At 41.8% G+C, this 25,681-nt stretch carries 24 protein-coding genes; 4 read left to right on the forward strand and 20 right to left on the reverse strand.

Annotation, left to right across the window (positions count from 1 at the left end):
• The 3 genes from Q0A12_RS04595 to Q0A12_RS04605 form a co-directional block, all read right to left on the reverse strand.
• Entirely contained in the window at positions 1-240 is a 240-nt protein-coding gene (locus Q0A12_RS04595) for a hypothetical protein (RefSeq protein ID WP_291291493.1), read from the reverse strand.
• A gap of 423 nt (positions 241-663) precedes the next feature.
• Positions 664-2,418, reverse strand: a complete 1,755-nt coding sequence (locus tag Q0A12_RS04600; RefSeq protein ID WP_291291494.1) for a beta-galactosidase family protein — start codon at positions 2,416-2,418, stop codon at positions 664-666.
• Positions 2,415-4,424: a beta-galactosidase gene (locus Q0A12_RS04605; RefSeq protein WP_291291495.1), complete on the reverse strand. Its 2,010-nt coding sequence runs from the start codon at positions 4,422-4,424 to the stop codon at positions 2,415-2,417. The genes Q0A12_RS04600 and Q0A12_RS04605 overlap by 4 nt, the downstream gene beginning before the upstream one ends.
• Before the next feature lie 110 nt (positions 4,425-4,534).
• Between Q0A12_RS04605 and Q0A12_RS04610 the strand changes: the two genes are divergently transcribed.
• Positions 4,535-5,341, forward strand: coding sequence for an AraC family transcriptional regulator (locus tag Q0A12_RS04610; RefSeq protein WP_291291496.1), 807 nt, complete (start codon positions 4,535-4,537; stop codon positions 5,339-5,341).
• Here Q0A12_RS04610 and recO read toward each other — a convergent pair.
• The 9 genes from recO to Q0A12_RS04655 form a co-directional block, all read right to left on the reverse strand.
• Positions 5,332-6,108 (reverse strand): DNA repair protein RecO, encoded by a 777-nt coding sequence (gene recO / locus Q0A12_RS04615; protein WP_291291497.1) that lies wholly within the window; start codon positions 6,106-6,108, stop codon positions 5,332-5,334. The two genes, Q0A12_RS04610 and recO, sit on opposite strands and share 10 nt — an antisense overlap.
• 103 nt (positions 6,109-6,211) lie before the next feature.
• Positions 6,212-7,111, reverse strand: coding sequence for a GTPase Era (gene era / locus Q0A12_RS04620; protein WP_291291498.1), 900 nt, complete (start codon positions 7,109-7,111; stop codon positions 6,212-6,214).
• Between the two features lie 27 nt (positions 7,112-7,138).
• The gene (locus Q0A12_RS04625; protein ID WP_291291525.1) at positions 7,139-7,528 is read right to left on the reverse strand and encodes a diacylglycerol kinase family protein; all 390 of its coding nucleotides are present in this window, start codon (positions 7,526-7,528) and stop codon (positions 7,139-7,141) included.
• Complete coding sequence (ybeY, locus tag Q0A12_RS04630; RefSeq protein WP_291291499.1) at positions 7,512-7,988, reverse strand: rRNA maturation RNase YbeY; 477 nt, start codon at positions 7,986-7,988, stop codon at positions 7,512-7,514. The genes Q0A12_RS04625 and ybeY overlap by 17 nt, the downstream gene beginning before the upstream one ends.
• Positions 7,988-10,189 (reverse strand): HDIG domain-containing metalloprotein, encoded by a 2,202-nt coding sequence (locus tag Q0A12_RS04635; RefSeq protein ID WP_291291500.1) that lies wholly within the window; start codon positions 10,187-10,189, stop codon positions 7,988-7,990. The genes ybeY and Q0A12_RS04635 overlap by 1 nt, the downstream gene beginning before the upstream one ends.
• A 21-nt stretch (positions 10,190-10,210) precedes the next feature.
• The gene (locus tag Q0A12_RS04640) at positions 10,211-11,185 is read right to left on the reverse strand and encodes a PhoH family protein (protein WP_291291526.1); all 975 of its coding nucleotides are present in this window, start codon (positions 11,183-11,185) and stop codon (positions 10,211-10,213) included.
• A 210-nt stretch (positions 11,186-11,395) separates the two neighbouring features.
• The gene (locus Q0A12_RS04645) at positions 11,396-11,845 is read right to left on the reverse strand and encodes a GatB/YqeY domain-containing protein (protein WP_291291501.1); all 450 of its coding nucleotides are present in this window, start codon (positions 11,843-11,845) and stop codon (positions 11,396-11,398) included.
• Between the two features lie 33 nt (positions 11,846-11,878).
• A complete protein-coding gene (gene rpsU, locus Q0A12_RS04650) occupies positions 11,879-12,055 on the reverse strand; it encodes a 30S ribosomal protein S21 (RefSeq protein WP_002356740.1) in 177 nt (58 codons plus the stop codon).
• Positions 12,056-12,223: 168 nt separating this feature from the next.
• Entirely contained in the window at positions 12,224-12,655 is a 432-nt protein-coding gene (locus tag Q0A12_RS04655) for a Fur family transcriptional regulator (RefSeq protein WP_291291502.1), read from the reverse strand.
• 93 nt (positions 12,656-12,748) lie between these two features.
• Here Q0A12_RS04655 and Q0A12_RS04660 point away from each other — a divergent pair, with 93 nt between their 5' ends.
• Complete coding sequence (locus Q0A12_RS04660) at positions 12,749-13,597, forward strand: pyruvate, water dikinase regulatory protein (protein ID WP_291291503.1); 849 nt, start codon at positions 12,749-12,751, stop codon at positions 13,595-13,597.
• A 100-nt stretch (positions 13,598-13,697) separates the two neighbouring features.
• On the opposite strand, the gene thrB is transcribed toward Q0A12_RS04660, so the two are convergent.
• The 6 genes from thrB to trxB form a co-directional block, all read right to left on the reverse strand.
• Positions 13,698-14,567 carry a homoserine kinase gene (gene thrB / locus Q0A12_RS04665; RefSeq protein WP_291291504.1) on the reverse strand — a complete coding sequence of 290 codons (870 nt, stop codon included), beginning with the start codon at positions 14,565-14,567 and terminating at the stop codon, positions 13,698-13,700.
• The gene (gene thrC, locus Q0A12_RS04670; RefSeq protein WP_291291505.1) at positions 14,564-15,622 is read right to left on the reverse strand and encodes a threonine synthase; all 1,059 of its coding nucleotides are present in this window, start codon (positions 15,620-15,622) and stop codon (positions 14,564-14,566) included. The genes thrB and thrC overlap by 4 nt, the downstream gene beginning before the upstream one ends.
• Before the next feature lie 3 nt (positions 15,623-15,625).
• On the reverse strand, positions 15,626-16,858 hold the full coding sequence (locus tag Q0A12_RS04675; RefSeq protein WP_291291506.1) for a homoserine dehydrogenase: 1,233 nt from the start codon (positions 16,856-16,858) through the stop codon (positions 15,626-15,628).
• A 116-nt stretch (positions 16,859-16,974) separates the two neighbouring features.
• The gene (locus tag Q0A12_RS04680) at positions 16,975-17,268 is read right to left on the reverse strand and encodes a metalloregulator ArsR/SmtB family transcription factor (protein WP_291291507.1); all 294 of its coding nucleotides are present in this window, start codon (positions 17,266-17,268) and stop codon (positions 16,975-16,977) included.
• 221 nt (positions 17,269-17,489) lie between these two features.
• Positions 17,490-19,217: a phospho-sugar mutase gene (locus tag Q0A12_RS04685; RefSeq protein WP_291291508.1), complete on the reverse strand. Its 1,728-nt coding sequence runs from the start codon at positions 19,215-19,217 to the stop codon at positions 17,490-17,492.
• A gap of 146 nt (positions 19,218-19,363) precedes the next feature.
• Entirely contained in the window at positions 19,364-20,296 is a 933-nt protein-coding gene (trxB, locus tag Q0A12_RS04690) for a thioredoxin-disulfide reductase (protein ID WP_291291509.1), read from the reverse strand.
• 186 nt (positions 20,297-20,482) lie between these two features.
• Between trxB and Q0A12_RS04695 the strand changes: the two genes are divergently transcribed.
• Together Q0A12_RS04695 and Q0A12_RS04700 are read left to right on the forward strand one after the other, a co-directional pair.
• A complete protein-coding gene (locus tag Q0A12_RS04695; RefSeq protein WP_291291510.1) occupies positions 20,483-21,862 on the forward strand; it encodes an MATE family efflux transporter in 1,380 nt (459 codons plus the stop codon).
• 257 nt (positions 21,863-22,119) lie between these two features.
• Entirely contained in the window at positions 22,120-22,593 is a 474-nt protein-coding gene (locus Q0A12_RS04700) for a glutathione peroxidase (RefSeq protein ID WP_291291511.1), read from the forward strand.
• Positions 22,594-22,693: 100 nt separating this feature from the next.
• On the opposite strand, the gene Q0A12_RS04705 is transcribed toward Q0A12_RS04700, so the two are convergent.
• Both Q0A12_RS04705 and Q0A12_RS04710 read right to left on the reverse strand, forming a co-directional pair.
• Positions 22,694-24,151 carry a family 1 glycosylhydrolase gene (locus tag Q0A12_RS04705; RefSeq protein ID WP_291291512.1) on the reverse strand — a complete coding sequence of 486 codons (1,458 nt, stop codon included), beginning with the start codon at positions 24,149-24,151 and terminating at the stop codon, positions 22,694-22,696.
• 73 nt (positions 24,152-24,224) lie between these two features.
• Positions 24,225-25,658 carry a 6-phospho-beta-glucosidase gene (locus Q0A12_RS04710; protein ID WP_291291513.1) on the reverse strand — a complete coding sequence of 478 codons (1,434 nt, stop codon included), beginning with the start codon at positions 25,656-25,658 and terminating at the stop codon, positions 24,225-24,227.
• Positions 25,659-25,681: the final 23 nt, after the last annotated feature.

Consider the following 25,681-nt stretch of genomic DNA (forward strand, 5'->3'; position numbering starts at 1 on the left):
TTACAACGCATTGACTACTGGGTAAAACTCAACCACATATCCTGGAATCAATTTGACTTCCACAATACAATCATCCGTTAAAACATCTGACAAATCATACAGCATTTGTTCTGGTGTGGTGGTTAATTCTTTGAGTACTTGATCATCTTCTTTAACCAAAATCTGCAATGGAATACTTGCTAAGACTTTTAATTTCTTTTCTTTGAATTCTGATGCAGCGATTGTCATATCAAATGGCATGACGGTTCCCTCCTTTTCTTGCTCATTGATTCTACCGCAAAAGGCTGCGATTTCCTTGTGAAACAAAAGAAGATAACCGGAGGCTGATTCAAAGCCTTTGTTTCTCCTCTTTTTTACGAAAATTCTGCCATTGCATTGAGAAGAATTTCATCCTCGCTTCACAACAAAAATCCCTATACCTATACTTGCGCATAGATATAGGGACGATATTCTCGCGGTTCCACCCTACTTCCGATTACTCGGCAGCTTCATTGACTTATACTCCCGGATGCCTGCGAAAAAAGGACTCAACTTGGCTTCCACTATCCCAAGTTCGCTGAATGACTCTGGCTTCTTTCTTTTTTCCGATCAACGTATTTATTTGATTATCCTTATCATAGTAGCTGTATAGGGGCTTTGTCAATCAAAAAAATACAAAAGCAATCAATTAGGGCCCAAGTCAGGCTGGTCGTGGAAAATGATCGTATCTGACACTTGACCGTCACTTTCAAAGATCACGACTTCGTTTTCTCCTTCTCGCAGATAAGGAGCCGGTACGTACAAGCGTTTTTGCGGTCCTTTCTCCCAGAACCGACCGATATTATGCCCATTGATTACTACAAATCCTTTGCCCCAGCCAGGAAGTTCCAAAAATGTATCCCCAGGCTGGTCAACTCGAAAGTTCACTTTGGAGAAACTAGGTTGACCCATTTGCCAGTTGCCGGAAAAATCGACTCGATCAAGATTATTCATTGGTAAACTGTAGATCTCCCATTCGCTTTGGAAAGCACCGTTGACGATCACCCCATCCTTGATGCCTTTATATTGATGATTCATATGGACAGAGTAATTGACCCGTCCCATATTCTCAACCAAGATCCCTAATTCATTTGATTCCGCTGTCAAGGTGAAGGTTTTCTTCTGTCCGATTTCCTGATCATATTGGATAAATTGCAGCTGATCATTGATAAACGTATGGGCACGATCTTGACAATGGATCAGTCGATAATCTTCAATCACACGAGGAGCACCAATCTGCGAACGGTAATAGACATAGCCGGTCCCTTGGTCTAATTGTTCCATCGTCAAGGGATAATTATTGTTGACTGGTTGACTGATGGCAGCTAATGTCTCAAAAAGAGAAACTCGCTGACTAACTTCCCAACTACCATAAGCCCGTTTCGTGATTTTTGTAGTCAATGGAAACTCGGGTAGCTCTGCTATTTCACCAATTATTTTTTGAAATGCCTGGTATTTAGGTGTCACATCGCCCCATTCCGTCAGCAACGCATCATAGTCATAGCTAGTCACATCAGGCGATAATTTCTCATAATAGTTGGCACCATTCATAAAGCCAAAGTTCGTGCCACCATGGAACATATAAATATTGACGGAGCCAGCTTCTAAGCAGTCCCGCAATTCATTAGCAGCGTCGGTTACCGATGTGGTATGGTGCTTGTCATCTCCCCATGCATCAAACCAGCCGATCCAAAATTCCATGACCATTAACGGTTGTTTCTTACCGTGAAATTCTCGCAGCTTCTTAAAATTCTCCTTGATACCTGAACCACAGTTAATGGTTGGCAACGCGATGTCCTTGATCGAACCGTTCTCTAACATATCCAGCCAAGGACCATCTGACGTAAATAGCGGCACTTCCACCCCATTTTTACGCATCAATGCAGCAGATTTACGCAAGTAATTCTTATCGTTGGCATAACTGCCATACTCATTTTCCACTTGCATCATCAAGATTGGTCCCCCTTGAGTGATCTGCAAATCAACTACTTGTGCAAAAAGCTGTTCAAAATAGCGGGCGATTTTTTCCATAAACGGCAGATAGTCAAAACGGATCTTCATGAAGGGATCTTTTAACAGCCAATAAGGTAGGCCCCCGAATTCCCATTCCGCACAAATATAAGGTGCTGGGCGAAGAATCACATAAAGCCCTACTTCCTGAGCAAGTTGAATAAAATGCCGCAAATCCAGCTGATCCTGAAAATCAAAGGTTCCTTCTTGCGGTTCATGCATATTCCAGGGCACATACGTTTCGACTGTATTACAACCCATCAAACGTAATTTTTCTAAGCGATCCTGCCAATATGCCGGTACGACCCGAAAATAATGAATCGAGCCAGAGATAATTTTCATGGGTTGTTCATCTAAATAAAATTCATCTTTGATCGCAAAAGAAGTCATGATTCAATTCCTTCCTTGATCACGTAGACACCGTACTGTTCTAAGATGGTATCTTCCGTCAATTGTTTACCAGACAATAGGTCTTGCTTTCCGACAAATTGTGTCGGTACCTTTTCTTCTTGTTCGCGGAAATTGATGATGAAAGAATAAACCGCATCTTCTGTATAGCGACAACTGATTTCCAAAGCAGTCTTTTCATCGATTACTGTCGAGTTGAGTTTATTGGCTGCTTCATCAAGAACCAGATCCAATAACTCTTTTTCAAGTTGGGTACCGATATAGTAAACTGATCCTGCTCCAAATTGATTTTTGGTCACTGCTGGAGAACCAGCATAAAAATTACTGGTGTATTCCGCTATTGCTTCAGCTGTTTCCAAATGGATGATTTCACTTACTAGATTGCTGTTTCCTTGAGGGCCATCCTTCAATTTAACCCCATTGGTCTGTTCGGGTGCTAGTGCATCGATTTCTTCTACCCAAACTCCCGCCAAATCTCGCAATGGTCCAGGGTATCCTCCTAAATGAACATTGTCAGATTGGTCAACGATGCCGCTCATATAAGTCGTAATCAATGTGCCCCCTTGTTTGACAAAATCTTCCAGCGCTGCTTGCATTCCTTCTTTTACCATATATAAGACTGGCGCGACTAACACCTTGTATTTACTAAAGTCTCCATCTACTGGCACAAGGTCCGTTGCGATATTTTTTTCATAGAAATAGCGATAATACTGATGGATCTGTTGCACATAGGTCAAATCCACCGTCGGACCGCTGGTATATTCCAAGGCCCAGTAATTGTCCCAGTCAAAGAGAACGCCAACCTCGGCTTTGTTCTCGCTGCCAATCACTTCACTCAAGCGGGTCAATTCTTCTCCAAGTGCTGCTGTTTCACGGAATACCCGAGTATCTTCATGTCCAACATGTTCAATCACCGCACCATGGAATTTCTCACAAGCACCAATAGAGCGGCGAAGTTGAAAGAACTGGATCGTGTCAGCACCATGGGCGATGGTCTGATAGCTTTGCGCGCGCATTTGGCCAGGTTTTTTCAATGAATTATAGGGTTGCCAGTTTTGCTGAGAAGGCGTTTGTTCCATCAACATAAAGGGGGCTTGCTTTAAGCCTCGCATCAAGTCATGGGTCATTGCAACAAAACTCCAAGGTGTATTATACGAAGGATAATTATCCCAAGAGACAAGATCCATTTCTTTTGCCCATTTGAAATAATCAAGACCTTTAAAAGTTCCCATCAAATTTGTGGTAATGGGTGTTTGACTATCAAACTGACGAATAGCGTCCCTTTCTAACTTAAAGTTTTCTAAAAGACTATCCGAATTGAACCGACGATAATCGATTGAAATTCCCGCAAATGCCGTTTTTTCAGTACCGATACCCTCAGAAAGTGCATTTGGCAGAACGATTTCATCCCATTCATAAATGGTATGTCCCCAAAATTCTAGGTTCCACGCTTTATTCAATGCGTCGATCGTTTGGTATTTATCTTTTAACCAAACGCGAAAAGCTTTCTCACAGTTTTCGCAGTAGCATTCTCCTCCATATTCATTGTTGACGTGCCAACACGTAACTTGTGGATTATCTCCATAACGCTGTGCCAATTTCCCAGCAAGCCGTTGGGCATATTTTTGATACACTAAGCTGTTAGGACAGGCATTGTGCCGCTGACCAAACTTATGATGGCGTCCTTCATAGTCTGTTCGGGCAACTTCTGGATAACGCTTGAACATCCATGCCGGTAACGCCGCCGTCGAGGTTGCTAACACAATGTCAACCCCTTCTTTACTCAGCATATCAATGATGTCGTCTAGTTCCTCAAAATAATACTCATGCTCCGAAGGCTGGATTTTGGCCCAAGAAAAGACATTAATCGTTGCACTATTGATATGGGCGTTTCTAAAAATCCGCATATCTTCTTGCCAGACTTCCTGCGGCCATTGATTAGGGTTATAATCCCCCCCAAATAAGAATCGATCAAAAACTTTTTTCATGATAGATGCTCCTTCTTCTAATTGATAGTTATTATTGTAAGGCTTTTCAAAAAAATGTAGTATAATAAGAATGCCACAATTCTATAATAATTCGAAACAAGGAGAAAGCTATGCCCATCTATTTTTATCAAAGCAATCCCCGACTACCCATCAGCATCGAAAGTATCGGGAATCAGTGGTCACAAGAAGAAGTCGTCCGACCAACTGGTTATCCCTACTACCATTGGCTCCAGACGACTGCTGGTCAAGGAACCGTTCTTTTTAATGATCAATCCTTTGTCTTAACTCCGGGAACCGGCATTTTGATTTTGCCATTCATCCCCCATCGTTACCATCCTCATGGTGACTGGCAGACGAATTTCGTGACGCTCCAAGGAGAGCTAGTGCAAGAATTACTGAAGCCATTTAGCGGAAACCGCTATTTGATTGGGCAAGATAGCCCGTTGTTTTCTTATAGCGAGTGGATCAATCAGCGAATCTGCGACGATCAAGAAAAGTCGTTAGATCCATTAAGTTCTTCCAGCAGCTGCTACCATTTTCTTTTGGCATTGATGCAGCAACAAAATGCGGATGCCAATGAAAAACATCATTTGTATCAACGCTATATCGCACCTGTACTACAAGAAATCGAAACCAACTATCCCCAACCGATAACAGTCACAGAACTAGCAGAAAAGATTTTTGTGACACCGCAGTATTTGTCGCGACTCTTTCAGCGTTTTTTAGGACAGTCCACCTCCCAATTTTTGCTGAATTATCGTTTGAATCGGGCCAAGGAGTTATTAGTAGGTGAACCTCATCTGGATATTCAAGAGGTGGCCTTTTCAGTAGGGATCCAAGACGCCAGTCACTTTACCGCACTTTTCAAAAAAAAAGTTGGCACCACTCCTAAGAAGTTTCGCCAACTTTATCGCTGATCTTTCGGTTTTAGAACGTCTTGCCATTGCCCCATTTGGTCAATGAATTTTTTGCTTTTCAGATTTAATCCTACGTATTCATCGTACAGTAGATCAATGACCTGTCGAATCCTTTGCTTGGTCTCTGGTTTTAATTTGATCGATGCAATCTGTTCATAGGAGATTTGGGCGAATAAACGAATAAAATGAATCGCTCTTGGATCTCCGTGATACCGGTGATCATCTAATGACCAATGCTTTTCACACAGCACACCATTATACTTTGATGAATAATCAAAGCGGCCTTCTGTTTGTCCGCAAACTGCACAATGGGTCCATATCGGTGAAACGCCAAATCGTTGCAACAGTTGGATCTCAAAAATATTGGTGATGATTTCTGCATCGTTGTCGGTATCCATCAACTGCAATGCTTCATGTAAAAAATGATAAAGATTTGGATCATAGACACGATCATCGATTGCTGCGTCAGCCAAATTCAATAAATAGGTCGCGTAGCCCGCGAGAAAAATATCTTCTTGAATTTTGCGAAAAGAGTGGATATCTTTGGCATTATTCAAAAAAGATAAGCCTTCTGAACGGATATTTCCAATATAAACAGCTTCCGTGTACGAGAGCAATGCTGGCGCTAAGGGATTGTTTTTGCGATGGGCGCCTTTTACATAAAACATCTGTTTTCCTGCGGATTCCGTGAATATTTTGACAAGCTTGTCTTTTTCTTTATGGTCTCGAGTAAATAACAAGATTCCTTTCGTTTCAACCAAATTCACAAACAACGCTCCTTTCTAAACAAGAAAGCTGAAGCAGCTCGATCATCTTCGCTTGCTCCAGCTTCTTTTTTATCATCAAAATTTACAGCTTTTTTAAACCGGCTTAGTAATCGTCATTCCGATAGCCGTAATCGGTCAAAAAGGTTTGTTTGTCTCGCCAGTCTTTTTGAACTTTGACCCACAATTCCAAGTATACTTTGTCATCTAACAAATGTTCGATATCTAATCGCGCTTTCGTACCGATTTGTTTCAGCATTTTACCACCTTTACCGATGATGATTCCTTTCTGACTATCCCGCTCAACGATAATCGTTGCTTGAATATGCACTTTGTCATTTTCATCCCGCTTCATTGAGTCGACAACCACAGCGACGGAATGAGGCACTTCATCTCTGGTCAATAACAAAACTTTTTCCCGCACCAATTCGGAAACAATGAAGTATTCTGGATGGTCTGTGATTTGATCTTCTGGAAAATACTGAGGTCCTTCCGGCATTTGATCAATCACTAGCTTCATCAATGTCTCGAAGTTGTTGCCTTCTGTGGCCGAAATTGGTACGATCTCAGCAAAATCCATTTGAGCCGCATAATCTTCGATGATTGCTAAAAGTTCATCTGGATGAACTTTATCGATTTTATTGATGACAAGATAGACCGGCGTTTCATTTTTACGCAGCCGTTCAATGATGAAGTCATCCCCTTTGCCCCGTTTTTGATCGGCACTGATCATAAACAATGTGACGTCCACTTCTCGCAAGGCACTATAGGCTGTTTCAACCATATAATCACCTAAACGATGTTTTGGTTTATGGATTCCTGGGGTATCAATAAAAACGATTTGGGCATCCGGTGTTGTATAAACACCTTGGATTTTGTTGCGAGTCGTTTGAGCTTTATCGCTCATGATAGCAATTTTTTGACCGACTACGCGATTAAGTAATGTTGATTTTCCAACGTTAGGACGGCCAACAATGGCTGCAAAACCTGATTTGTGTGTTGTCATAGGTGATCTCCTCTGTGTCTAACTGTTCTAAAAGAACTGTAAAATTTTGGGTATAAAAATGATTGCTGCAACGACTAAAGCAAAAACAGCGGTCATTAATACTGCTCCTGCTGCCATATCTTTGATCTTTTTGCCAATCGGATGGAAATGGAAGTCGGTAAACATATCAACAACATTTTCAAAAACAGTATTGGTAATCTCAACGATCCAAACCAAAAATACAGATAGCAACAACCAAAGCCATTCCATTTGATTCAGTTTAAAAATGAAGCCGACAATGATGGCAACAATTCCTAAAAGGACATGTTTGCGCATATTTCGTTCTTCATCAAAAACAGTTTTGATTCCGGTAAAGGCAAATTCGATCGATGTGATGAACTGCTTGTTTTTTTCAGTATTCTTATCTTTTGAGTCCATAGGCATCCAATATTTCCTTTTGCAATCCGAACATCTCTTTTTCATCTTCTGGGGTCATGTGGTCATAGCCGTTGATATGCAAAAACCCATGAAGTGCGAGAAAACCTAACTCGCGGTCATAGCTATGGCCGTATTCACTGGCTTGTTCTTTTGCTCGTTCCACTGAAATCATGATGTCCCCCAGATTACGGGGCATCGCAGGCATTTCTTCATCAAAAATGATCGGTAACTCTTCTTCAGTTTCTTCTTCTAATGCAAAACTGATGACATCAGTTGGTTGGTCTTTGTCCCGATAATCGCGATTAATGATTTGAATCGCCGCATTGTCCATAAAGGTCACCGACATTTCGGTATCCTCCGGCAATTTCAAATAATCAGCGGCATATTGCAGCAACTCATCGATCTCACTGATTTTTTCTTGACTCACTGTATTTGTTTCATCTAAAAAAGCAATTTCCATTACCGATCTCTTCTTTCTTGTTCTTCTTTCATTTTTTCCGCTTCTGACTTCATTTTCGGATATTTGATTCGTGAATGGAAGGTACTACATAAGCCATTGACGAGAGACTTTTCAATGACCCGAATCTCATGCAATGTCAATCCTGATTCGTCTAACTGTCCGTCGAGAATGCGATCATTGATCAAGTTTGAAACAAATTCTCTGATTTTTTGATCTGTAGGATTATCCATTGCTCTTACAGCCGCTTCACAACTATCCGCGATACTAACCACGCCAGCTTCGCGGGTTTGAGGTTTTGGTCCAGGATAGCGGAAATCCGCTTCTGTCACTTCTGGATCACGTTCTTTCGCTTTGACATAGAAATACCGCATCAATGTCGTCCCATGGTGTTGACGGCAAATATCCACCACCATTTGAGGCATTTTCTCATTCTCTAAAAGAATCGCCCCATCGATTACATGACCGAAAATGATCTGCTTACTATCCTCGGGTAGCAAAAAGTTATGGGGATTTTCGGCACCTGCCGGTAAATTTTCCACAAAGAAATTCGCATGTTTCAATTTACCGATATCATGATAGTAACAAGCCACTCGTGTCAGTAGGCTTTGACCACCAATCTCTGCGACGGCATTGGCACTTAGATTCGCCACCATCATACTATGGTGATAGGTGCCCGGCGCTTCTTCCAATAACTGCTTCAACAGCGGATGATTGGGATTACTTAACTCATTTAAAACGATCATACTATTGTCAGATACTAATAGTTCAATAAATTGATGCAATCCGATGGTCAGTAGATAACTAAGCAGTGAACCTGCCAACGCGCAAATGATCGTCGTCCAAGTATTGCCTTTGGCAAAGTCCATCCCTTGGAAAATCACTAGCATGACGCTTAATAGGAAAGGAAAGACAATGACCCACATGATAGCGGTTCGTCCTTGATCCGCGATTCGCTCTCTTTTGATCATCGTTCCCATCAATCCGGAGAACAGATAAGTCACTAGAACCGTGGTCAGCATATTGGTACCACTAGAATCAAAATAGATGAAAATCGCATTGATCACTTGAAACATCGCAGCTAAAATTCCAAGACGCCGACTGGAAAAGATATTCAAAATCAATGGCGTAAAGGCTGCTGGAAAGAACAGCGGGATAAAAGTGATCAGTTCCGATTGGAAGATTTGGAAAAACTTCATCAGCAAGATACTGAACAACATGGCAATGACGTAAAAGGTCACGGCATTCATCCGTTTGTCTTCATCTTTTGTTTGTCGTGTGTAATAAAAGAGCATCAGCATTTGTAATGCCGCTGTAAAGACTAATGCAATCAGCGGGAACACCGAGAAGGTTTGACTGGTCAAACCAAGCAGCTGCAGCTTTTCTAATGCGTTAGAATCAATCTGAGAGCCTTCTCGAACGATGATCTCCCCTTGATAAATCATAACTGGCTGAACAGCATCTTTGGCCGCTTGTCGTGCTTCTTCCGTGCGCTTCTCATTCGGAAAATCATTGATGACGATTCCTTGATTGACTAAAAAGCGTAACGCAGTAGCCATTTCCGAAGTGACATCTAAAAACTGAATTTTTTCTTCCGCTTCAGATCGAAAAGTGCTCAATTCAGATTGACGAATCTGCTTAGCCATTTGTTCGTCGACTAATTGTAGTGCATCTTTTTTCACAGTCTCCAGCTGGTCGCTAGTTAATGAAAATAAGATCGTCAAAAAATTGTTGGTCAATGCTTGATAAAAATCAAGCTCTTCATCACTCATTTTTTCAAACTCTTTTTTCAGAGTCGCAATGTATTCTTCCGTGTCTGGTTTAGGAACATTTTCATTTTCACTCGCTGCTTTGACCGCCGCTTCATATTTCGTATTGACCGTCTTGTTGACTGTATCGATCAATTCAAACAAATGATTGATCCGCTCATGCTGCACTTGCGCCAAATCGTCTTGATAGGTGTATTCCGGCGACACAGCTTCAGCAGCTAATGTTCGTTTTTGTTCAGTAGCCGTTGTGTTTTCAATCGTCTTGTTGGCACGGATATTTTCTTCCGCAACTTGTCCTTCACTGTAGTCGACATTGTTTTGTTTTACACTGGTAAACATGATGCCAATGGAAAAAACAAAGAAAAGCAACATCAGTAACGGTAGGTAGAGTCGGCCTAGTTTTTCTCGAAAATTCCGTAACGGTTGTATGATCATTTTACCCCTCCTGTCCGACAATCAACGTTTTTCTTTACTATCAGATTCCTCATAGGCACGTATAATGTCTGCAACAACTGGATGCCGAACGACATCTCCGGCTTCAAAATGTGCAAAAGCAATTTTAGGGATTGCTTCCAATGCTCGCTGGGCATGAACCAACCCACTCGTCGTTCCTTTTGGTAAGTCAATTTGACTCGTATCACCATTGACAATCATTTTTGAATTGAATCCCAATCGGGTTAAAAACATCTTCATTTGAGCAATGGTGGTGTTTTGAGCTTCATCAAGAATCACAAAGGCATCTTCCAATGTTCGTCCCCTCATATAAGCTAAAGGCGCAATCTCGATCACCCCGCGTTCCATCAAGCGATTGGTATGGTCCATACCAAAAATCTGATAAAGCGCATCATATACGGGACGTAAATAAGGATCAACCTTTTCTTTCAGATCACCGGGTAAAAAACCGAGATTTTCACCAGCTTCAACAGCAGGCCGGGTCAAAATGATTTTTTGAACTTGTCCTTTTTTCAATGCCGCAATGGCCATCACGACCGCGAGAAAGGTTTTCCCGGTTCCAGCTGGTCCGACACCAAAAACCACATCATGGGTTCGAATGGCTTCAATGTATTTTTTTTGTCCGGCATTTTTTGCTCGGATCGGTTTACCGTTGCGATCTTTGATGATCTCTTCTTCATACATATCAGTAAAGTAATCTAAATTTCCTTTATTCGCCATATTCAATGCCGTAATAACATCTGGTGTGCTGATATTGATCCCCCGCTTGATCAACTCCTGCAGGGCATGAATCACGGATTGGGCTTTTTCAGCGGCTACTTTTTCACCAGTAATCTGGATCATTTCTCCCCGCGTATGGATCGTTGTTTGTGTAGCATCTTCGATGACTTTGATATGTTTGTCATGGGAACCCAGCAATAAACTGATATCATCATTTTGCGTCAATTGGATTTCCAAAGAAATACGCTCTTCTGTCAAATAAGTTACAGCTCCTTTTTTAGGCATTCTAGTTAATAATACCACACAATCGCTAAAAGCAAAATTACTTGTAAGCGTCAAGAAACGTTTTGTCAGCGTTCTTTGCAATTTATTAATAGTTTGTTTTTCGGTCATTGATTCTTCTTAAAAATACTCACTAACAGAGAACAAAAAAGCCGCAAGCATCTTTACGATGCTTACGGCGTGTCCTTACATTTGCTCTAATAATTCCTTGACGATCGCATTCACTTGGTTGCCGTCTGCTTTGCCTTTTACTTGCGGCATTACAGCACCCATTACTTTTCCAAATTCTTTTGAAGAAGAAGCACCGGTTTTTTCGATCGCACCAGCAACGATTTTGCGGATTTCCGCTTCATCAAGTTGTGCTGGCAAATATTTTTCAACAATTGCAATTTCACCTTTGACTTTTTCAGCCAGATCCGTTCGGTCCGCTTTCTCAAATTCAGTCAAAGAGTCACGACGTTGTTTCATCTCGCGAGACAACACAGTCAATTCTTCATCTTCGTTCAAGTCAGCACCTTTTTTGATCTGTTCGTTTTGAATCGATGCTTTCAACATACGAATCACCTGCAACGTTTCCTTGTCTTTGGCTTTCATCGCTGTCTTCATGTCATCATTCAGTGTACTTAGTAGCGTCACACTACCAGCTCCAATTCTCAAAACAGTAGAAAATTAGAATTTTTTACGTTTTCTAGCTGCTTCAGATTTTTTCTTACGCTTTACACTTGGTTTTTCGTAAAATTCACGTTTACGAGATTCCTGTAAAGTACCCGCTTTTGACACGGAACGTTTGAAGCGACGAAGAGCATCGTCAAGTGATTCGTTTTTGCGAACGACTGTTTTTGACATGTAAATTCCCTCCCTCCGAGCTTAAAAAGTAACCGTATTTGTCATTGAAATAAAATCTCAAAAAACAAGACTGTCCTTTGAAAATTATAGCTAACCCCTGAAAAAGTGTCAAGGTATTCTACTAAAAAAGTCCACGAACTTCTTCATTCTGACGCAAAAACCGAATAATCAGCGGCAATCTTCACATCTACCTAAGATTTCAAAGCGATGGCCTTCAATACTACAACCCGGCAATTGTTCCTGAAAGAAATCCATTGGGCAAATATGCAGCTCTTTTGTTTTGCCACAAACCGTACAAATAAAATGATGATGATGATGATCTTCCAGTTCAACACAACAGTTGTAGCGGAATTTCATTTCTCCATTCAACTCTGTTTCTTCTAAGATGCCGATTTCGGAAAAATCATGAAGATTGCGATAAATAGTATCATAGCTTAAACCGGGGTATTCTTCTGACATAAACTCATGAATCTCTTTAGCCGGTAAATAACGGTTACGTTTCACTAAATAGGTAATAATCGCTTCTCTTTTTTTGGTATATTTATAGCCATGCTCTTTTAAAATCGACATCGCATGCTCGATCAATGGTTGATTCTTCATCCAATCCCTCCCGTAAATCAAAATCATTCCGATTTTTAACGATCGTAAGTATGGTATAATGAATTTATCAAAAATGCAAGAGAGGATTTTACTATGAACCCACAAGAAACGATTGTCACGATTTTTGTCTTGTCCGATTCTGCAGGAGAAACGGCCTCTAAATTAGCCCAAGCCACGATGGCGCAATACCCAAGCGTTGAATTCAACTTGTTTCGCCGCACCTTTATTCACACAAAAGAACATTTGATCCAAGCATTGACCGATGCGAAAAAACACAACGCCATCATTTTGCACACACTGATCAATGACGAGCTAGTCTCATTAACCAATCACTTTTGTGAAGAAGCTGACCTATATCATTTTGATGTACTGACGCCTCCTGTCACCGAAGTAGAAAAACGCACAGGTATCGCACCATCACGAGAACCCGGTGCATTGCATCATTTGAATAAAAATTATTTTAAACGCATCAAAGCAATGGAGTTTGCGGTTAAATATGATGACGGCAAAGATCCTCGTGGTTTTCTTGAGGCCGATGTCGTACTGCTAGGTGTTTCCCGAACTTCTAAGACACCACTGAGTCTCTTCTTAGCGAATAAAAACTTAAAAGTAGCCAACTTGCCTCTGGTACCACAAGCCCATATTCCAAAGCAGTTGTGGGAGATTGAACCAAGCAAAATCGTTGGCTTGACCAATGATCCCGATGTCCTTAACAGTATTCGCAAGGAACGGATGCGTTCTTATGGATTGAATCCCGACACAGCTTATTCAGACATTGAAAAGATTCGAGGAGAATTAGAATTTGCCAATGAACTGTATCAGAAGTTAGGCTGCATCGTCATTAATGTTGCCTCTCTTTCAATTGAAGAGACAGCTTCGATGATTTTGAATGCATTGAATCTAGAAGACCATAGTTACTATACATCGGAAACAGAAGAATAATCCTACTCCTTCTTTTTTCAGACAAAAAGATCCCCGGAATAAATGGCGCATTAGCTGTCCATTATTCTGGGGATCTTTGCTTGAGAAAAATTAAATCAGACTAAAACACTTGAACACCTTCACGATCGATCTGCAACCGTTCAATCGTTGCATTAGTCTCCAAAGCGTGCAGCAGGCGACTGATCTTGTCCGCCCTTTCAGAAGGGACTAGCGCTAATACTGTTGGGCCAGCACCGCTTAAAAAGCAGCCATAGCCCCCTTCTTCTTCACAGATTTGGCGGATCGTAGATAAATGTGGTATCAATTTTTCACGATAAGTCTCATGGAACCGGTCATTTTGCATCATTTTACCGGCGAGGGGAAGATTGCCTTTGATCACTGCTGCAATCATTACATTGGCGATGGCACTCGCTTCCACCGCCATTGAAAAGTCCATTTTCTTTGGCAGTACATTTCGACTAGCTTCCGTCAATAATTCTTCTTTTGGAATATAAGCAATGATCTCACATTCCGGAAAATGATGTTTAACGGCATAGGTTTGCTTGTGTTCATGATCAAAAGCAGTAATCAGGAAATCTCCGTAAACTGCTGGCGCCACATTGTCTGGATGTCCCTCAATAGCCGTTGCGATATCAACCTTTTGCGCATCCGTTAAATTCAAATGTCCTAAGCGATTAGCTAGCTCAATCCCCGCCACGATCACAGACGAACTGCTGCCTAATCCCCGGGCCAATGGAATATCTGAAGTCATGCGGATTTTACGAGGCACCATTGTCGGCGCTAACTTTAACGCAACCTGTAACAGCAAATTATGTTCGTCACTAGGAATTCCACTCCCTAATTCATGAATAATCTCCCATCGGTCACTTTCTTCCATAATTTCGATAAATAGATATTTTGAGAGAGCAATCCCGCAAGAATCAAAACCAGGTCCTAAATTTGCACTGGTTGCAGGAACGCGGATCTTCATAGTTGAGACACTCCTTTACGCAAGTGCTGACGCATTTCTTCTAAGTCACTCATTTTATGGATCGTCACTTCTGTTGCATTTATGGCTGTATCTGGATCTTTCAACCCATTTCCTGTAAAGACTGCCACGACCGTTTCACCAGGACGAATGTTGCCATTTTTCACGTGCTGGATCACACCAGCTAATGAAGCTGCCGAACCTGGTTCAATAAAGACACCGTCTTGTGCGGCTACTTTTCGATAAGCGTTCAAAATCTCGTCGTCGGTTACGGCATCGATAAATCCATTTGATTCGTCACGAGCGGCTTCTGCCAACTGCCAGCTTGCTGGATTGCCGATCCGAATCGCTGTGGCGATTGTTTCTGGTTCCTCGATCACTGCACCTTTTACGATAGCTGCGGCACCTTCTGCCTCAAAGCCATGCATTCTTGGAAGTGATGTTCCTTTTTTGTCATGCCATTCTTTGAATCCCTTCCAATAAGCAGAGATATTTCCGGCATTCCCTACAGGAATCGCAAGTACATCCGGTGCTTTTTCCAACTGTTCACAAATTTCGAATGCGGCGGTTTTTTGTCCTTCCAAACGATAAGGATTGACTGAATTGACAAGTGCCACAGCTTCGGTTTTGGCAATGTCTCTGACTGCTTTTAGGGCTTCATCAAAATTTCCCGGAATAGAAATGATATCTGCGCCATAAATGATGGCTTGAGCTAATTTCCCCATAGCGATCTTCCCATCTGGAATGACCACATAGGCTTTGATTCCTGCTCTTGTGGCGTAGGCCGCTGCAGCCGCACTAGTATTCCCCGTGGACGCACAAACGATGGCTTTGGCACCTTCTTCCACAGCTTTGGCCACGGCCATCACCATTCCGCGATCTTTGAAAGATCCAGTCGGATTTAACCCTTCATATTTTCCATAAAGAGTGATCCCAAGCTCTTTTGATAAGTTGTGCAGTGGAATCAATGGTGTGTTTCCTTCTGCCAATGAGATTAAAGGTGTGTTTTCTGTCACCGGCAAATACTCTTTGTATTGCTTCAATAGTCCTTCGTACATCTTCTACTCCTCCATTACTTTCATGATTTGGCTGATTTGACCATCTTCAAAAATCGACAACTCTGCCGTTAATTCCGATTGACTCAATGGTTTCGTCATAAAAGCTTTTTCCGCCATTGACTCTTGATTGATCCATTCCAGTTTCTGCTGGTTCGCTGCTAATGGTTGGTTCAATGCAATGTAATAACATTGCCGAAGCTCATTAGGTGCCGCTAGTTTCGTCGGTTGTTCAAAAGTCACAAATGGTTCGGTAATGCCGGCCACTTTATTTTTGGCGATCACAGTCAGATCTGCCAGCACACTCGTTGCGGTAGGCCGTGCTCCTGCGCCAGGTCCATATAACATAGAACGATCAATGCCCGTGCTTTCAATATACACGCCATTGAACTCATAGTTAATGGAAGCTAAAGGATGACTTTTCGGCACAAGAACCGGTCCAACTGAAACCGCAAGATGATGACTTGGCGTCTTTTGCGCGGTACCAATAAGTTTCACTTCATATCCTAGTTGTTGCGCATGAGCAATGTCTTCAATGGCTAAACCACGAATCCCAGTGATAGAAACATCTTTCATTTCAATCGTCATGCCAAAAGCAAATTTTGTCAATAGAACCATTTTGTAGGCTGCATCAATACCGTCCACATCATTGGATGGATCTGATTCTGCAAATCCTTTTGCCTGTGCTTCTGCCAGTACCGCTTCATAACTCAAGTTATCTGCCAACATTTTGGTCAGCATATAATTGGTCGTACCATTAACGATGCCAGAAATCGAAGTAATGGTGTCCGGTAAATAATGCGTACTTAATGTACGTAAAATAGGGATTCCCCCTCCTACACTGGCTTCATAATAAAGGGCTACTCCAGCCTGTTGAGCTGCAGCAGTCAATTCCGGTCCATGAGTGGCTAAGAGATCCTTATTCGCCGTGACAACGTGTTTTTTGTGCGCAAATGCGCCTAAGATAAAATCTTTCGCAGGATCGATCTTGCCAATCAATTCTACGATCACATCGATGGCATCATCCTGATAGATTTCTTGAATATCGCTAGTCAATTCAAACCCATACTTTTGGGCGATGGCGGTTTTATCGTCATAAGGAGAGGCCAATGCTTTTGTAATACAAATTTCGACACCGGTTCGGGCTGCGATGGCCTCTCTTTGCTCCGCTAATAATTGGCAAACACCAGTACCTACAACACCCATTCCTAGTAGTCCTATATTTAATCGCTCTTTCATATAGCCTCCTTACTGAAAACGTTATTAAAAAATCGTTCATCCATTTTTAATTTTCTACTAGCATACCAAAAAGCATAAGAAAAAACTAGGACTTTCGAGAAATTCTCGTCCTAGCTTTAACGGTGATGAATATGGGCAAATGTTTTTTGTAAAATGTCGACAACGTGTTTGTCATCTAAACTATATAAAATCGTCTTGCCTTGTCGCTCTGATTTTACGATCCGGTTATCTTTCAATAGCTTCAATTGATGAGAAACGGCAGATTGTTCCATCATTACTTGTTCAGCAATCGAGGTTACATTGCGCTCCCCCTCTTCCAAAGAAAGCAATATCTTCAAACGGGTAGGATCACCAAGCATTTTAAACATTTGAGTAACTTTTTGGATATCTTCTTGGTCTGGCTGAGTCATGCTGGACTTCCTTTCTGGATAAGTGAATAGAATTCTAGCTTGTAGAAGCATTCTTTGTCAAGACTTCTGGGTAAAAAAGACAAAAGAAATACGCCAGCCCTAAAAATACCTGAAAAAGGCGCAAATCCTTTTTCTTACAAAAAGACGGACTGAAAATCTGCGAGACTTTTCTGTTGCTTCTTTTTCAGGTATTAAATAAGGAACTGGCTTCAGCCTAAGAATTAAGCTTCTGTAATTTCGTTGATTGCCGCTTCAAGCGCTGCAATTTTCTTGTCGGCATCTGCTGAAGAATTTCCTTTGACGCCGATATAGAATTTGATTTTTGGTTCAGTTCCGGAAGGACGCACTGCGATCCAGCTTTCATCTTCGAGGGTATATTTCAGCACATCAGATGGTGGTGTAGTCATTTTGTGCATATGACCATCTAAGCCAACTCTCGTCAACGCTTTGAAGTCTTCTGTTTGAACGACTGGTGTACCTGCAAAAACCGATGGTGCTTTCTCACGGAATGTTTTCATTAGTGCTGTGATTTTCGCTGCACCTTCCATCCCACTCATCGTTACAGAAATCGTTTTTTCAGCATAGTAGCCATATTCTTCAAAGATGTCTTGCAACCCATCGTAAAGGGTCTTATCCGATTGTTTATAGAAAGCGGCCACCTCAGCTAACAAAACAAGCGCTTGAATCGCATCTTTGTCTCTTACAAAAGGTTTGACTAAGTAGCCATAACTTTCTTCAAATCCAAACATGAAGGTATGGGAATGATCTTTTTCATACTGTTGGATTTTTTCGGCAATAAATTTGAAGCCTGTTAAAACATTGATCATTTCCACATCATAGGATTGAGCGATGGCTGTTGGCAATTCGCTAGAAACGATCGATTTTAAGACTGCGGCATTTTCTGGTAGTGTGCCGGCACTCTTATGGGCTTCTAAAATATAGCGGATCATCAATGCGCCTAATTGATTGCCTGTCAATACTTGATAATCTCCATTAGGCATTCGGACTGCTGCACCTAAACGGTCTGCATCCGGATCGGTAGCAATCAGTAAATCTGCTCCTTCTTTTTCGCCTAAAGCGATGGCATATTCAAATGCAGAGTGTTCTTCTGGATTTGGTGATTTGACTGTACTAAAGTTCGGATCTGCAACTGCTTGGGAAGGCTCAATAATAAATTGCTCAAATCCAGCCTGTTTCAAAGCTTTTTCACCAAGCATCCGTCCTGTTCCATGCAATGGTGTATAGACTAATTTCAGATTTTTGCCTGTCGTGTCAATAAGCTGTTGATTGATCGTTACTGTTTTGACTTCTTTTAGATATGCTGTGTCAACTTCTTCTCCGATAATCGTGATCAAGCCGCTATTTTTTGCTTCTTCTTCGGATAAAACAGGAATTTCTAGCGGGTTTTCGATTTCTCGAACGAATGCAGTTAAAGCATCCGCATCAGCTGGAGGCATTTGTCCGCCGTCTTCACCATAAACTTTGTATCCATTGTAAGCAGCTGGATTGTGCGAAGCCGTAATCATGATTCCAGTAAAGGTATGCAGATAACGGACCGCAAAAGACAATTCTGGGGTTGGACGCAAGCTTTCAAAAACAAAGGCAGGTATATCGTGTTTGGCTAACGTTTTAGCAGCTTCCATCGCAAACTCTGGTGAAAAATGACGTGAATCATAGGCGATCGCGACACCGCGTCTTCTGGTTTCCGGATCTTGTGTATCCATGAAACGAGCCAATCCTTCCGTTGCTTGACGAACGGTATAGATATTCATGCGATTGATTCCAGGGCCTAAGATTCCCCGCATCCCAGCTGTACCAAATTCAAGGGGCATATAAAAAGCATCTTGCAGCATTTCTGGATCCTTTTCTAATTCTGTCAGCTGATCCTTTAGTCCTGCTTCTAACTGTTGATGATTTTTCCATTGCTCATAAATTTGTTCCCATCCCATTCAAAAACCACTCCTTCTAACATTAAAATGACTATAATTTTAGTATAACACTACTTCCCTTTTTCTCAAAGAATAACCCAACAAAAATACAAAGGCACTGCTATTAAAAACGAATAACGTTTTATAAATAACAGTGCTTGTAATAGTTATTTAACTAGTTGTTGATCTTTTTGCGTTTCGATAAAATCAAATACTTGTTGACCAGCGATACTGCCGTCCCCGACTGCTGTAGTGATTTGTCGTAATCCTTTTTCGCGAACATCCCCTACTGCATAGACGCCAGGCATTGAAGTTTGCATCAGTTCATTGGTTGGGATCCAACCACTATCGTTGGTTAAACCACTGGCTTTGAAAGGTTCGGTCAATGGATCCAGGCCAACATAGATAAAGACACCACCAGCAGCTTCTTCTGTGACCTCATCGGTTTTGACATTCCGGACTTGAACGCCCGTCACAACCATTTCATTACCTTTAATTTCTTCCACCACAGAATCCCAAATAAACGAAATCTTTTCATTAGCAAAAGCTCGTTCTTGAATGATCTTTTGGGCACGCAGTTCATCCCGACGGTGAACGATCGTTACTTCTGAAGCAAATTGCGTCAAATAGATCGCTTCTTCAACAGCTGAATCTCCTCCACCGACAACGATCAAGCGTTTGTTACGGAAAAAGGCGCCATCACAGACTGCACAATAAGAAACTCCCCGTCCAGCGAATTCTTCTTCGCCTTTGACTCCTAATTTTCTATGTACACAGCCTGTGGCAATGATCACTGTTTTTCCTTGGTAACTTTTGTCTTCAGTAGCGACTTCTTTGTAATCGCCATGATCCGTGATCCCTTGAACGATGCCATAAGCATTCTCAACGCCAAAGCGGATCGCACTTTCATACATTTTAAAAGCGAGTTCTGGGCCTAAAATCGAATCAAAGCCTGGGTAATTTTCAACCTCAGCGGTATTGTTCATTTGTCCCCCTGGAGCGCCCCGTTCAATCATTAGAACTGACAGGTTCGAGCGGGATGCGTACAGCGCAGCTGTCATGCCGGCAGGTCCAGCGCCGATAATAATTACATCATACATAATAGTTCCCTCCATTTTCGACTACCCATACTTTACTTTCAAAAAGAATTTCTGTCGAATGTTCTGCTTACAAAAAATAATAAGATATTCCTGCTTTTTTCTTTGAAAATTACATTGACTTTCTTTTCATATTTTGTAAAATTTTCACGATACATCTATTATATAGAAAACGAGGAGTCCTTACAATTGAATAAGAAAAAACTTTTAAAAAGATCTGACCGGGAATTACTGTTTCTCAGCTGGCCGATTTTCGTTGAGCTATTTTTGCGGGTGATTATTGGGAATGTCAATGTATGGATGATCTCTCATTATTCTGAACCAGCAGTCGCTGCAGTCAGTGCGGCCAATCAACTGCTGAATTTAACCGTCTTTATTTATGGCTTTATCACTGTCGGCACGCAAATCATTATTGCGCAGCTGATTGGGGCAAAACAACGCGATAAAATCCCGACGGTCATCAATACTGCACTTTTTGGTTCGTTATTTTTGGGTATTTTGATCAGCTTGATGTTTCTCTTCGGCTCGAATCAGTTGCTGCATTTTATGGGATTAGAAGAAGAGTTGATTGATTTAGGTCGTGGCTATTTGCAAGTCTATGGTGGCAGCTTGTTCGTTTCTTCTTTAACAGCTGTGATTATCGCTGTTATGCGTAGCCATAGCTTTACGAAACCTGCATTGCTCGTGCCAATGTTTGCCAGTATCTTAGCGGTTATCGGCAATTATTTTGTCCTTTATAGTCCATTCGGTTTACCTAATTTCGGGGTAACAGGACTGGCTTTCTCCAGTGTCTTTGGCAATACGATCGGTTTGATCATCGCTGCAGTCTTATTGAAAAAACACGTAGGCTTCTCTGTTCTTTCCGCCCGATTGAAGCATTTGTCTTGGGATGTGATGAAGAATATCTTGACGTACGGTCTGCCTTCTTCTGGAGAATCATTGTCTTATCAAGGAGCGCAAGTCGTCGTAACAATGATCGTGGCACAGCTAGGTTCCAGTGTACTGATCGCGAAATCCTACGTGACAGCAATCACCCAATTTGTCTATTTGATTGCTTCCGCATTAAGTCAAGGAAACCAAATCATGATTGGGCGTCATGTGGGAGCTGGCGAATTTGAGCGGGCAAAAAAACGCGGCATGCGCACGATGATCATTGGCGTCATTGCTTCCGTCACCATCTGTTTGCTAACCTATATCTTTATCGAACCAATCATGGGCATTTTCACCACCAATGCCGAAGTCATTGCCATCGCCAAAGGCGTATTTTTAGTTGAGATCGTCTTAGAAACAGCACGTGCGGTCAATATGATCTTAGTTGGTTCATTGAATGCTAGTGGCGATGTCAAGTTTCCATTGTTCTGTAGCTTGATCGTTCTTTGGATCATTAGCCTACCCTTCTCATACTCTTTGGCCATCGTCTTTAAATTTGGCTTGATCGGTGTCTGGATCGCCTACGCAATCGATGAAGCTTTGCGAAGTATTTTAATGATCTATCGTTGGCATTCCGGTGTCTGGAAAACCAAGTCGGTGATTCATGAAGTCAAAGCCGAAGTCGCTTCAGAAGTGTAACTCGCAAGCGCAACAGCCAAGGCTTACTCCTCTGGCAGCAAGTTTGCTGTAGGAAAACTGTAAAAAAAGATTGAAAAAAGCTGTGATTTTGGGCGTTGACCCAAATTCCAGCTTTTTTTGTAGGTCTGCGCCATAAAAATCAAATATTTTTGGCTTTTCCTGCCGATTGAACTATACTAGTTACAAGTTAAGAACTACGTCTCAATCAACGTTTCAAGCAATCAGAAAGATGGTCAACAATCGAAAGGAGCACAAAAATGTCTATTTATGAATTTCAAGCCACTCTAGAAAATGGCGAAACCTATTCATTAGAACGCTACCGCGGTCAAGCAATGGTTATTGTCAATACTGCCACCAAATGCGGATTAAGTCCGCAATTCAACGAGTTGGAAGAATTGTTCCAACAATATCGCGACCAAGGATTGATCGTCTTAGGATTTCCTTCCAATCAATTTAAGCAAGAAGTCAGCTCTGCTACGGAAGCCGCTGAAGCTTGCCGTACCACTTATGGCGTTGACTTTCCGATGCATCAATTGACAGTGATCAATGGAAAGGATGCCGATCCGCTTTTTCAATATTTGGAGGAACAAGCCCCAGGAACGATGGGAAAAGCCATCAAATGGAACTTTACTAAATTTCTGATCAATCGTGACGGAGAAGTGGTTGAACGATTCGCCCCACAGACTAACCCAACCAAAATGATTCCTAGTATCGAAAAGGTACTTGGCTAACGCACAATAGCTGAAGAGCAAAAAAACACCCCATCATTCATTGATTCGTAGCAACGAGAACCCTCTCGCTGTTTATCGAATTCTGAATGTGGGGCTTTTTTTAGAGCTGTTCTCCGTTTGAGGCGATCACTTCTTTATACCAATCAAAAGATTTTTTCTTTTTACGGGCCAATGTCCCATTTCCATGATCATCCATATCGACATAAATAAAGCCATAGCGTTTTTTCATCTCGCCAGTCCCCGCTGAAACAAGATCGATATATCCCCAAGGAGTATAGCCTATCAAGTCTACACCATCAAGGGTCACCGCATCCTTCATAGCAGCAATATGTTTCTTGAAATAATCGATTCGGTAATCGTCATTGATGGTACCGTCGTCTTCCACTTGATCGATGGCACCGAAGCCATTTTCTACCACGAATAACGGAAGATGATAACGATCAGACAGCTGACATAAGGAAATACGTAATCCTAATGGATCTACTGCCCACCCCCAATCCGATTCGGATAAATATGGATTTTTTACGGCTGGCATTTGATTGCCGCCAACATACTTAACTGTCTCCGGATTTGCGGAAGATGCCGTCGACATATAGTAACTAAAACCGATATAATCAACCGTGCCATTCGCGATGACCGCGTCATCATCAGCCGCTTTTTCAATTGTGATTCCTTCTCGTTCAAATTCTTTCAACTTATGTGCTGGATAGTAGCCATTTGCTTGAACATCAATGTAGAACTCCTGCTCCCGATTGAATTGCAAGGCAGCCAAAACATCCTCTGGATTCGCAGTCATCGGATAACTTGGAATATAGGCAACCATCATCCCAATCATGAATTCTGGGTTGATCTGGTGTCCCATCTCTACTGCTTTGGCGCTAGCCACAAATAAATGATGGGCAGCTTGATATTTATGTTGCTTGTCATTCTTATGGATACCAATTTGAGTCCAGCTTCTCAGAAAATTGATTTCATTGAAGGTCATCCAGTATTTCACTTTCTTTTGATAACGCGTGAAAATCGTTTCACAGAAAAACAAGAAATAGTCGATCACTTTGCGATTGGACCAACCATCGTATTCATCTGCCAAATACATAGGAATATCAAAGTGATTGATCGTCACCACTGGCTCAATGCCATGCTTCAGCAACTCATCGAAAACCGCATCATAAAAAGCCAAGCCTTCTTCGTTGATCTCATCGGTTCCTTTGGGACAAATCCGCGCCCAAGAAATAGACATCCGAAAACACTTAAAGCCCATCTCTGCAAACAAAGCAATGTCTTCCTGATAATGATGATAAAAGTCTGTTGCCACATGACTAGGATAATACTGCTCTGGATCGATGTATCCAACGGCACCTTCAGGTAATTCAGTATCCCGAGTAACTTTCTCGATCTGGCCCTCTTTTGTTTTATAGGTAATCATTCGCGGATGATCCATACTGCCACCTGTAATGGCATCGAGGGTACTTAACCCTTTTCCGCCAGAAAGATACCCGCCTTCATATTGATTCGCGGCTGTTGCGCCACCCCATAGAAAATTTTTTGGAAATCCCATATTGTCCCTCCATCGTAAATACTATTAGCGGCTTTCTTCTTAGAATTCATCCAAGAAGAAGCCGCAAGCCTGATTATTTGTTTGTTAAGTCTTCGCCATTTGAAGCAATGACTTGTTTGTACCAGTCGAAGGATTTTTTCTTCGTCCGTTTCAACGTGCCGTTGCCCTCGTTGTCACGATCTACGTAGATAAAGCCGTAGCGTTTTTTCATTTCACCCGTTCCAGCGGAAACGAGATCAATACAACCCCATGTCGTATACCCTAACAAGTCAACCCCATCCTGTTCAACCGCATCTTTCATGGCTTGAATATGGGCCGCAAGATACTCGATTCGGTAATCGTCTTCCACATAGCCATCAGCATCTGGTGTATCCACAGCACCCAACCCGTTTTCGACAATGAACAATGGTTTTTGATAACGATCATAAAGGTCATTCATAGTGATTCGCAACCCTAGTGGGTCAATTTGCCAACCCCATTCACTGGCATCCAGATAAGGATTTTTTACAGAAGCAAAGATGTTTCCTGAAGTTTGTTCCAATAATTCCGCATCTGTCGTTGATACTCGTGAAGAATAGTAAGAGAATGAGATGAAATCAACCGTATGAGCTTTCAATAACTCGGCATCCCCCTCTTCCATTTTGATCTCAATCCCGTTACGAGCCATTTCTTTCAATGCATATTGCGGATACTCTCCACGAGATTGTACATCAATGAAGAAATAGTTTTCACGATCTGATTTTCTTGATGCCCAGACATCTTCCGGTTTACTGGTGTAAGGATAGTAGGCACCTGCTGCCAACATACAGCCAACTTTGTTTTCTGGATCTACTTCATGCGCGATTTTTGTCGCAATCGCAGATGCCAACAACTCATGGTGCGCTGCTTGGTATTTGACTTGCTCAACATTGTCGCCTTCTTCAAAGTAAAGTCCGGCACCCATGAATGGCGCATGCAAGATCATATTGATTTCATTAAAAGTCAACCAGTATTTAACTAATCCTTTGTAACGATTGAAAATAACCCGGCATAGATTTTCATAAAAACCGACTAATTCTCGTGAGCGCCAAGCGCCATATTTTTCGACTAAGTGCATTGGACAATCAAAATGAGTGATGGTGACCAATGGTTCAATGCCATATTTATGACATTCTTTAAAGAGATCTTCATAGAATTTCAAGCCATCTTCATTCGGTTCTTGCTCGTCCCCTTTTGGAAAGATTCGACTCCAAGCAATAGACAAACGATAGGTTTTAAAGCCCATTTCTCCAAACAAAGCAATATCTTCTTTGTAACGATGGTACATATCGATGGCTTCTTTGGCAGGATAAAAATGTTCGTCATCAAAATCAAACATCTTCATTTGTCCAGTGATTACTGGAAAACGGTCTTTACCGATCGGTACGACATCAACGTTAGCTAATCCTCTTCCGTCTTCGTTGTATCCTCCTTCACATTGATTCGCAGCAGTAGCGCCGCCCCATAAAAAGTCTTTTCTAAATCCCATTCTTTCATTCCTACTTTCTTGAT

It is taken from the genome of Enterococcus sp. (assembly GCF_022711995.1).
In the GTDB taxonomy this organism is placed as follows: domain Bacteria; phylum Bacillota; class Bacilli; order Lactobacillales; family Enterococcaceae; genus Enterococcus_D.

Coding starts and splice junctions, on each gene's coding strand:
- ybeY (WP_291291499.1), bottom strand. CDS start 7,988: ATGGAAATTGCTTTTTTAGATGAAACAAATACAGTGAGTCAAGAAAAA.
- Q0A12_RS04705 (WP_291291512.1), bottom strand. CDS start 24,151: ATGGGATTTCCAAAAAATTTTCTATGGGGTGGCGCAACAGCCGCGAAT.
- thrB (WP_291291504.1), bottom strand. CDS start 14,567: ATGAAGATCCGCGTTCCTGCAACCAGTGCAAATTTAGGACCTGGTTTT.
- era (WP_291291498.1), bottom strand. CDS start 7,111: ATGACAACACACAAATCAGGTTTTGCAGCCATTGTTGGCCGTCCTAAC.
- Q0A12_RS04675 (WP_291291506.1), bottom strand. CDS start 16,858: ATGAAAGAGCGATTAAATATAGGACTACTAGGAATGGGTGTTGTAGGT.
- rpsU (WP_002356740.1), bottom strand. CDS start 12,055: ATGTCAAAAACAGTCGTTCGCAAAAACGAATCACTTGACGATGCTCTT.
- Q0A12_RS04605 (WP_291291495.1), bottom strand. CDS start 4,424: ATGAAAAAAGTTTTTGATCGATTCTTATTTGGGGGGGATTATAACCCT.
- Q0A12_RS04595 (WP_291291493.1), bottom strand. CDS start 240: ATGCCATTTGATATGACAATCGCTGCATCAGAATTCAAAGAAAAGAAA.
- Q0A12_RS04625 (WP_291291525.1), bottom strand. CDS start 7,528: ATGGACTCAAAAGATAAGAATACTGAAAAAAACAAGCAGTTCATCACA.
- Q0A12_RS04610 (WP_291291496.1), top strand. CDS start 4,535: ATGCCCATCTATTTTTATCAAAGCAATCCCCGACTACCCATCAGCATC.
- Q0A12_RS04635 (WP_291291500.1), bottom strand. CDS start 10,189: ATGATCATACAACCGTTACGGAATTTTCGAGAAAAACTAGGCCGACTC.
- trxB (WP_291291509.1), bottom strand. CDS start 20,296: ATGTATGATGTAATTATTATCGGCGCTGGACCTGCCGGCATGACAGCT.
- Q0A12_RS04685 (WP_291291508.1), bottom strand. CDS start 19,217: ATGGGATGGGAACAAATTTATGAGCAATGGAAAAATCATCAACAGTTA.
- Q0A12_RS04710 (WP_291291513.1), bottom strand. CDS start 25,658: ATGGGATTTAGAAAAGACTTTTTATGGGGCGGCGCTACTGCTGCGAAT.
- Q0A12_RS04655 (WP_291291502.1), bottom strand. CDS start 12,655: ATGAAGAATCAACCATTGATCGAGCATGCGATGTCGATTTTAAAAGAG.
- Q0A12_RS04680 (WP_291291507.1), bottom strand. CDS start 17,268: ATGACTCAGCCAGACCAAGAAGATATCCAAAAAGTTACTCAAATGTTT.
- Q0A12_RS04600 (WP_291291494.1), bottom strand. CDS start 2,418: ATGACTTCTTTTGCGATCAAAGATGAATTTTATTTAGATGAACAACCC.
- Q0A12_RS04660 (WP_291291503.1), top strand. CDS start 12,749: ATGAACCCACAAGAAACGATTGTCACGATTTTTGTCTTGTCCGATTCT.
- thrC (WP_291291505.1), bottom strand. CDS start 15,622: ATGTACGAAGGACTATTGAAGCAATACAAAGAGTATTTGCCGGTGACA.
- Q0A12_RS04700 (WP_291291511.1), top strand. CDS start 22,120: ATGTCTATTTATGAATTTCAAGCCACTCTAGAAAATGGCGAAACCTAT.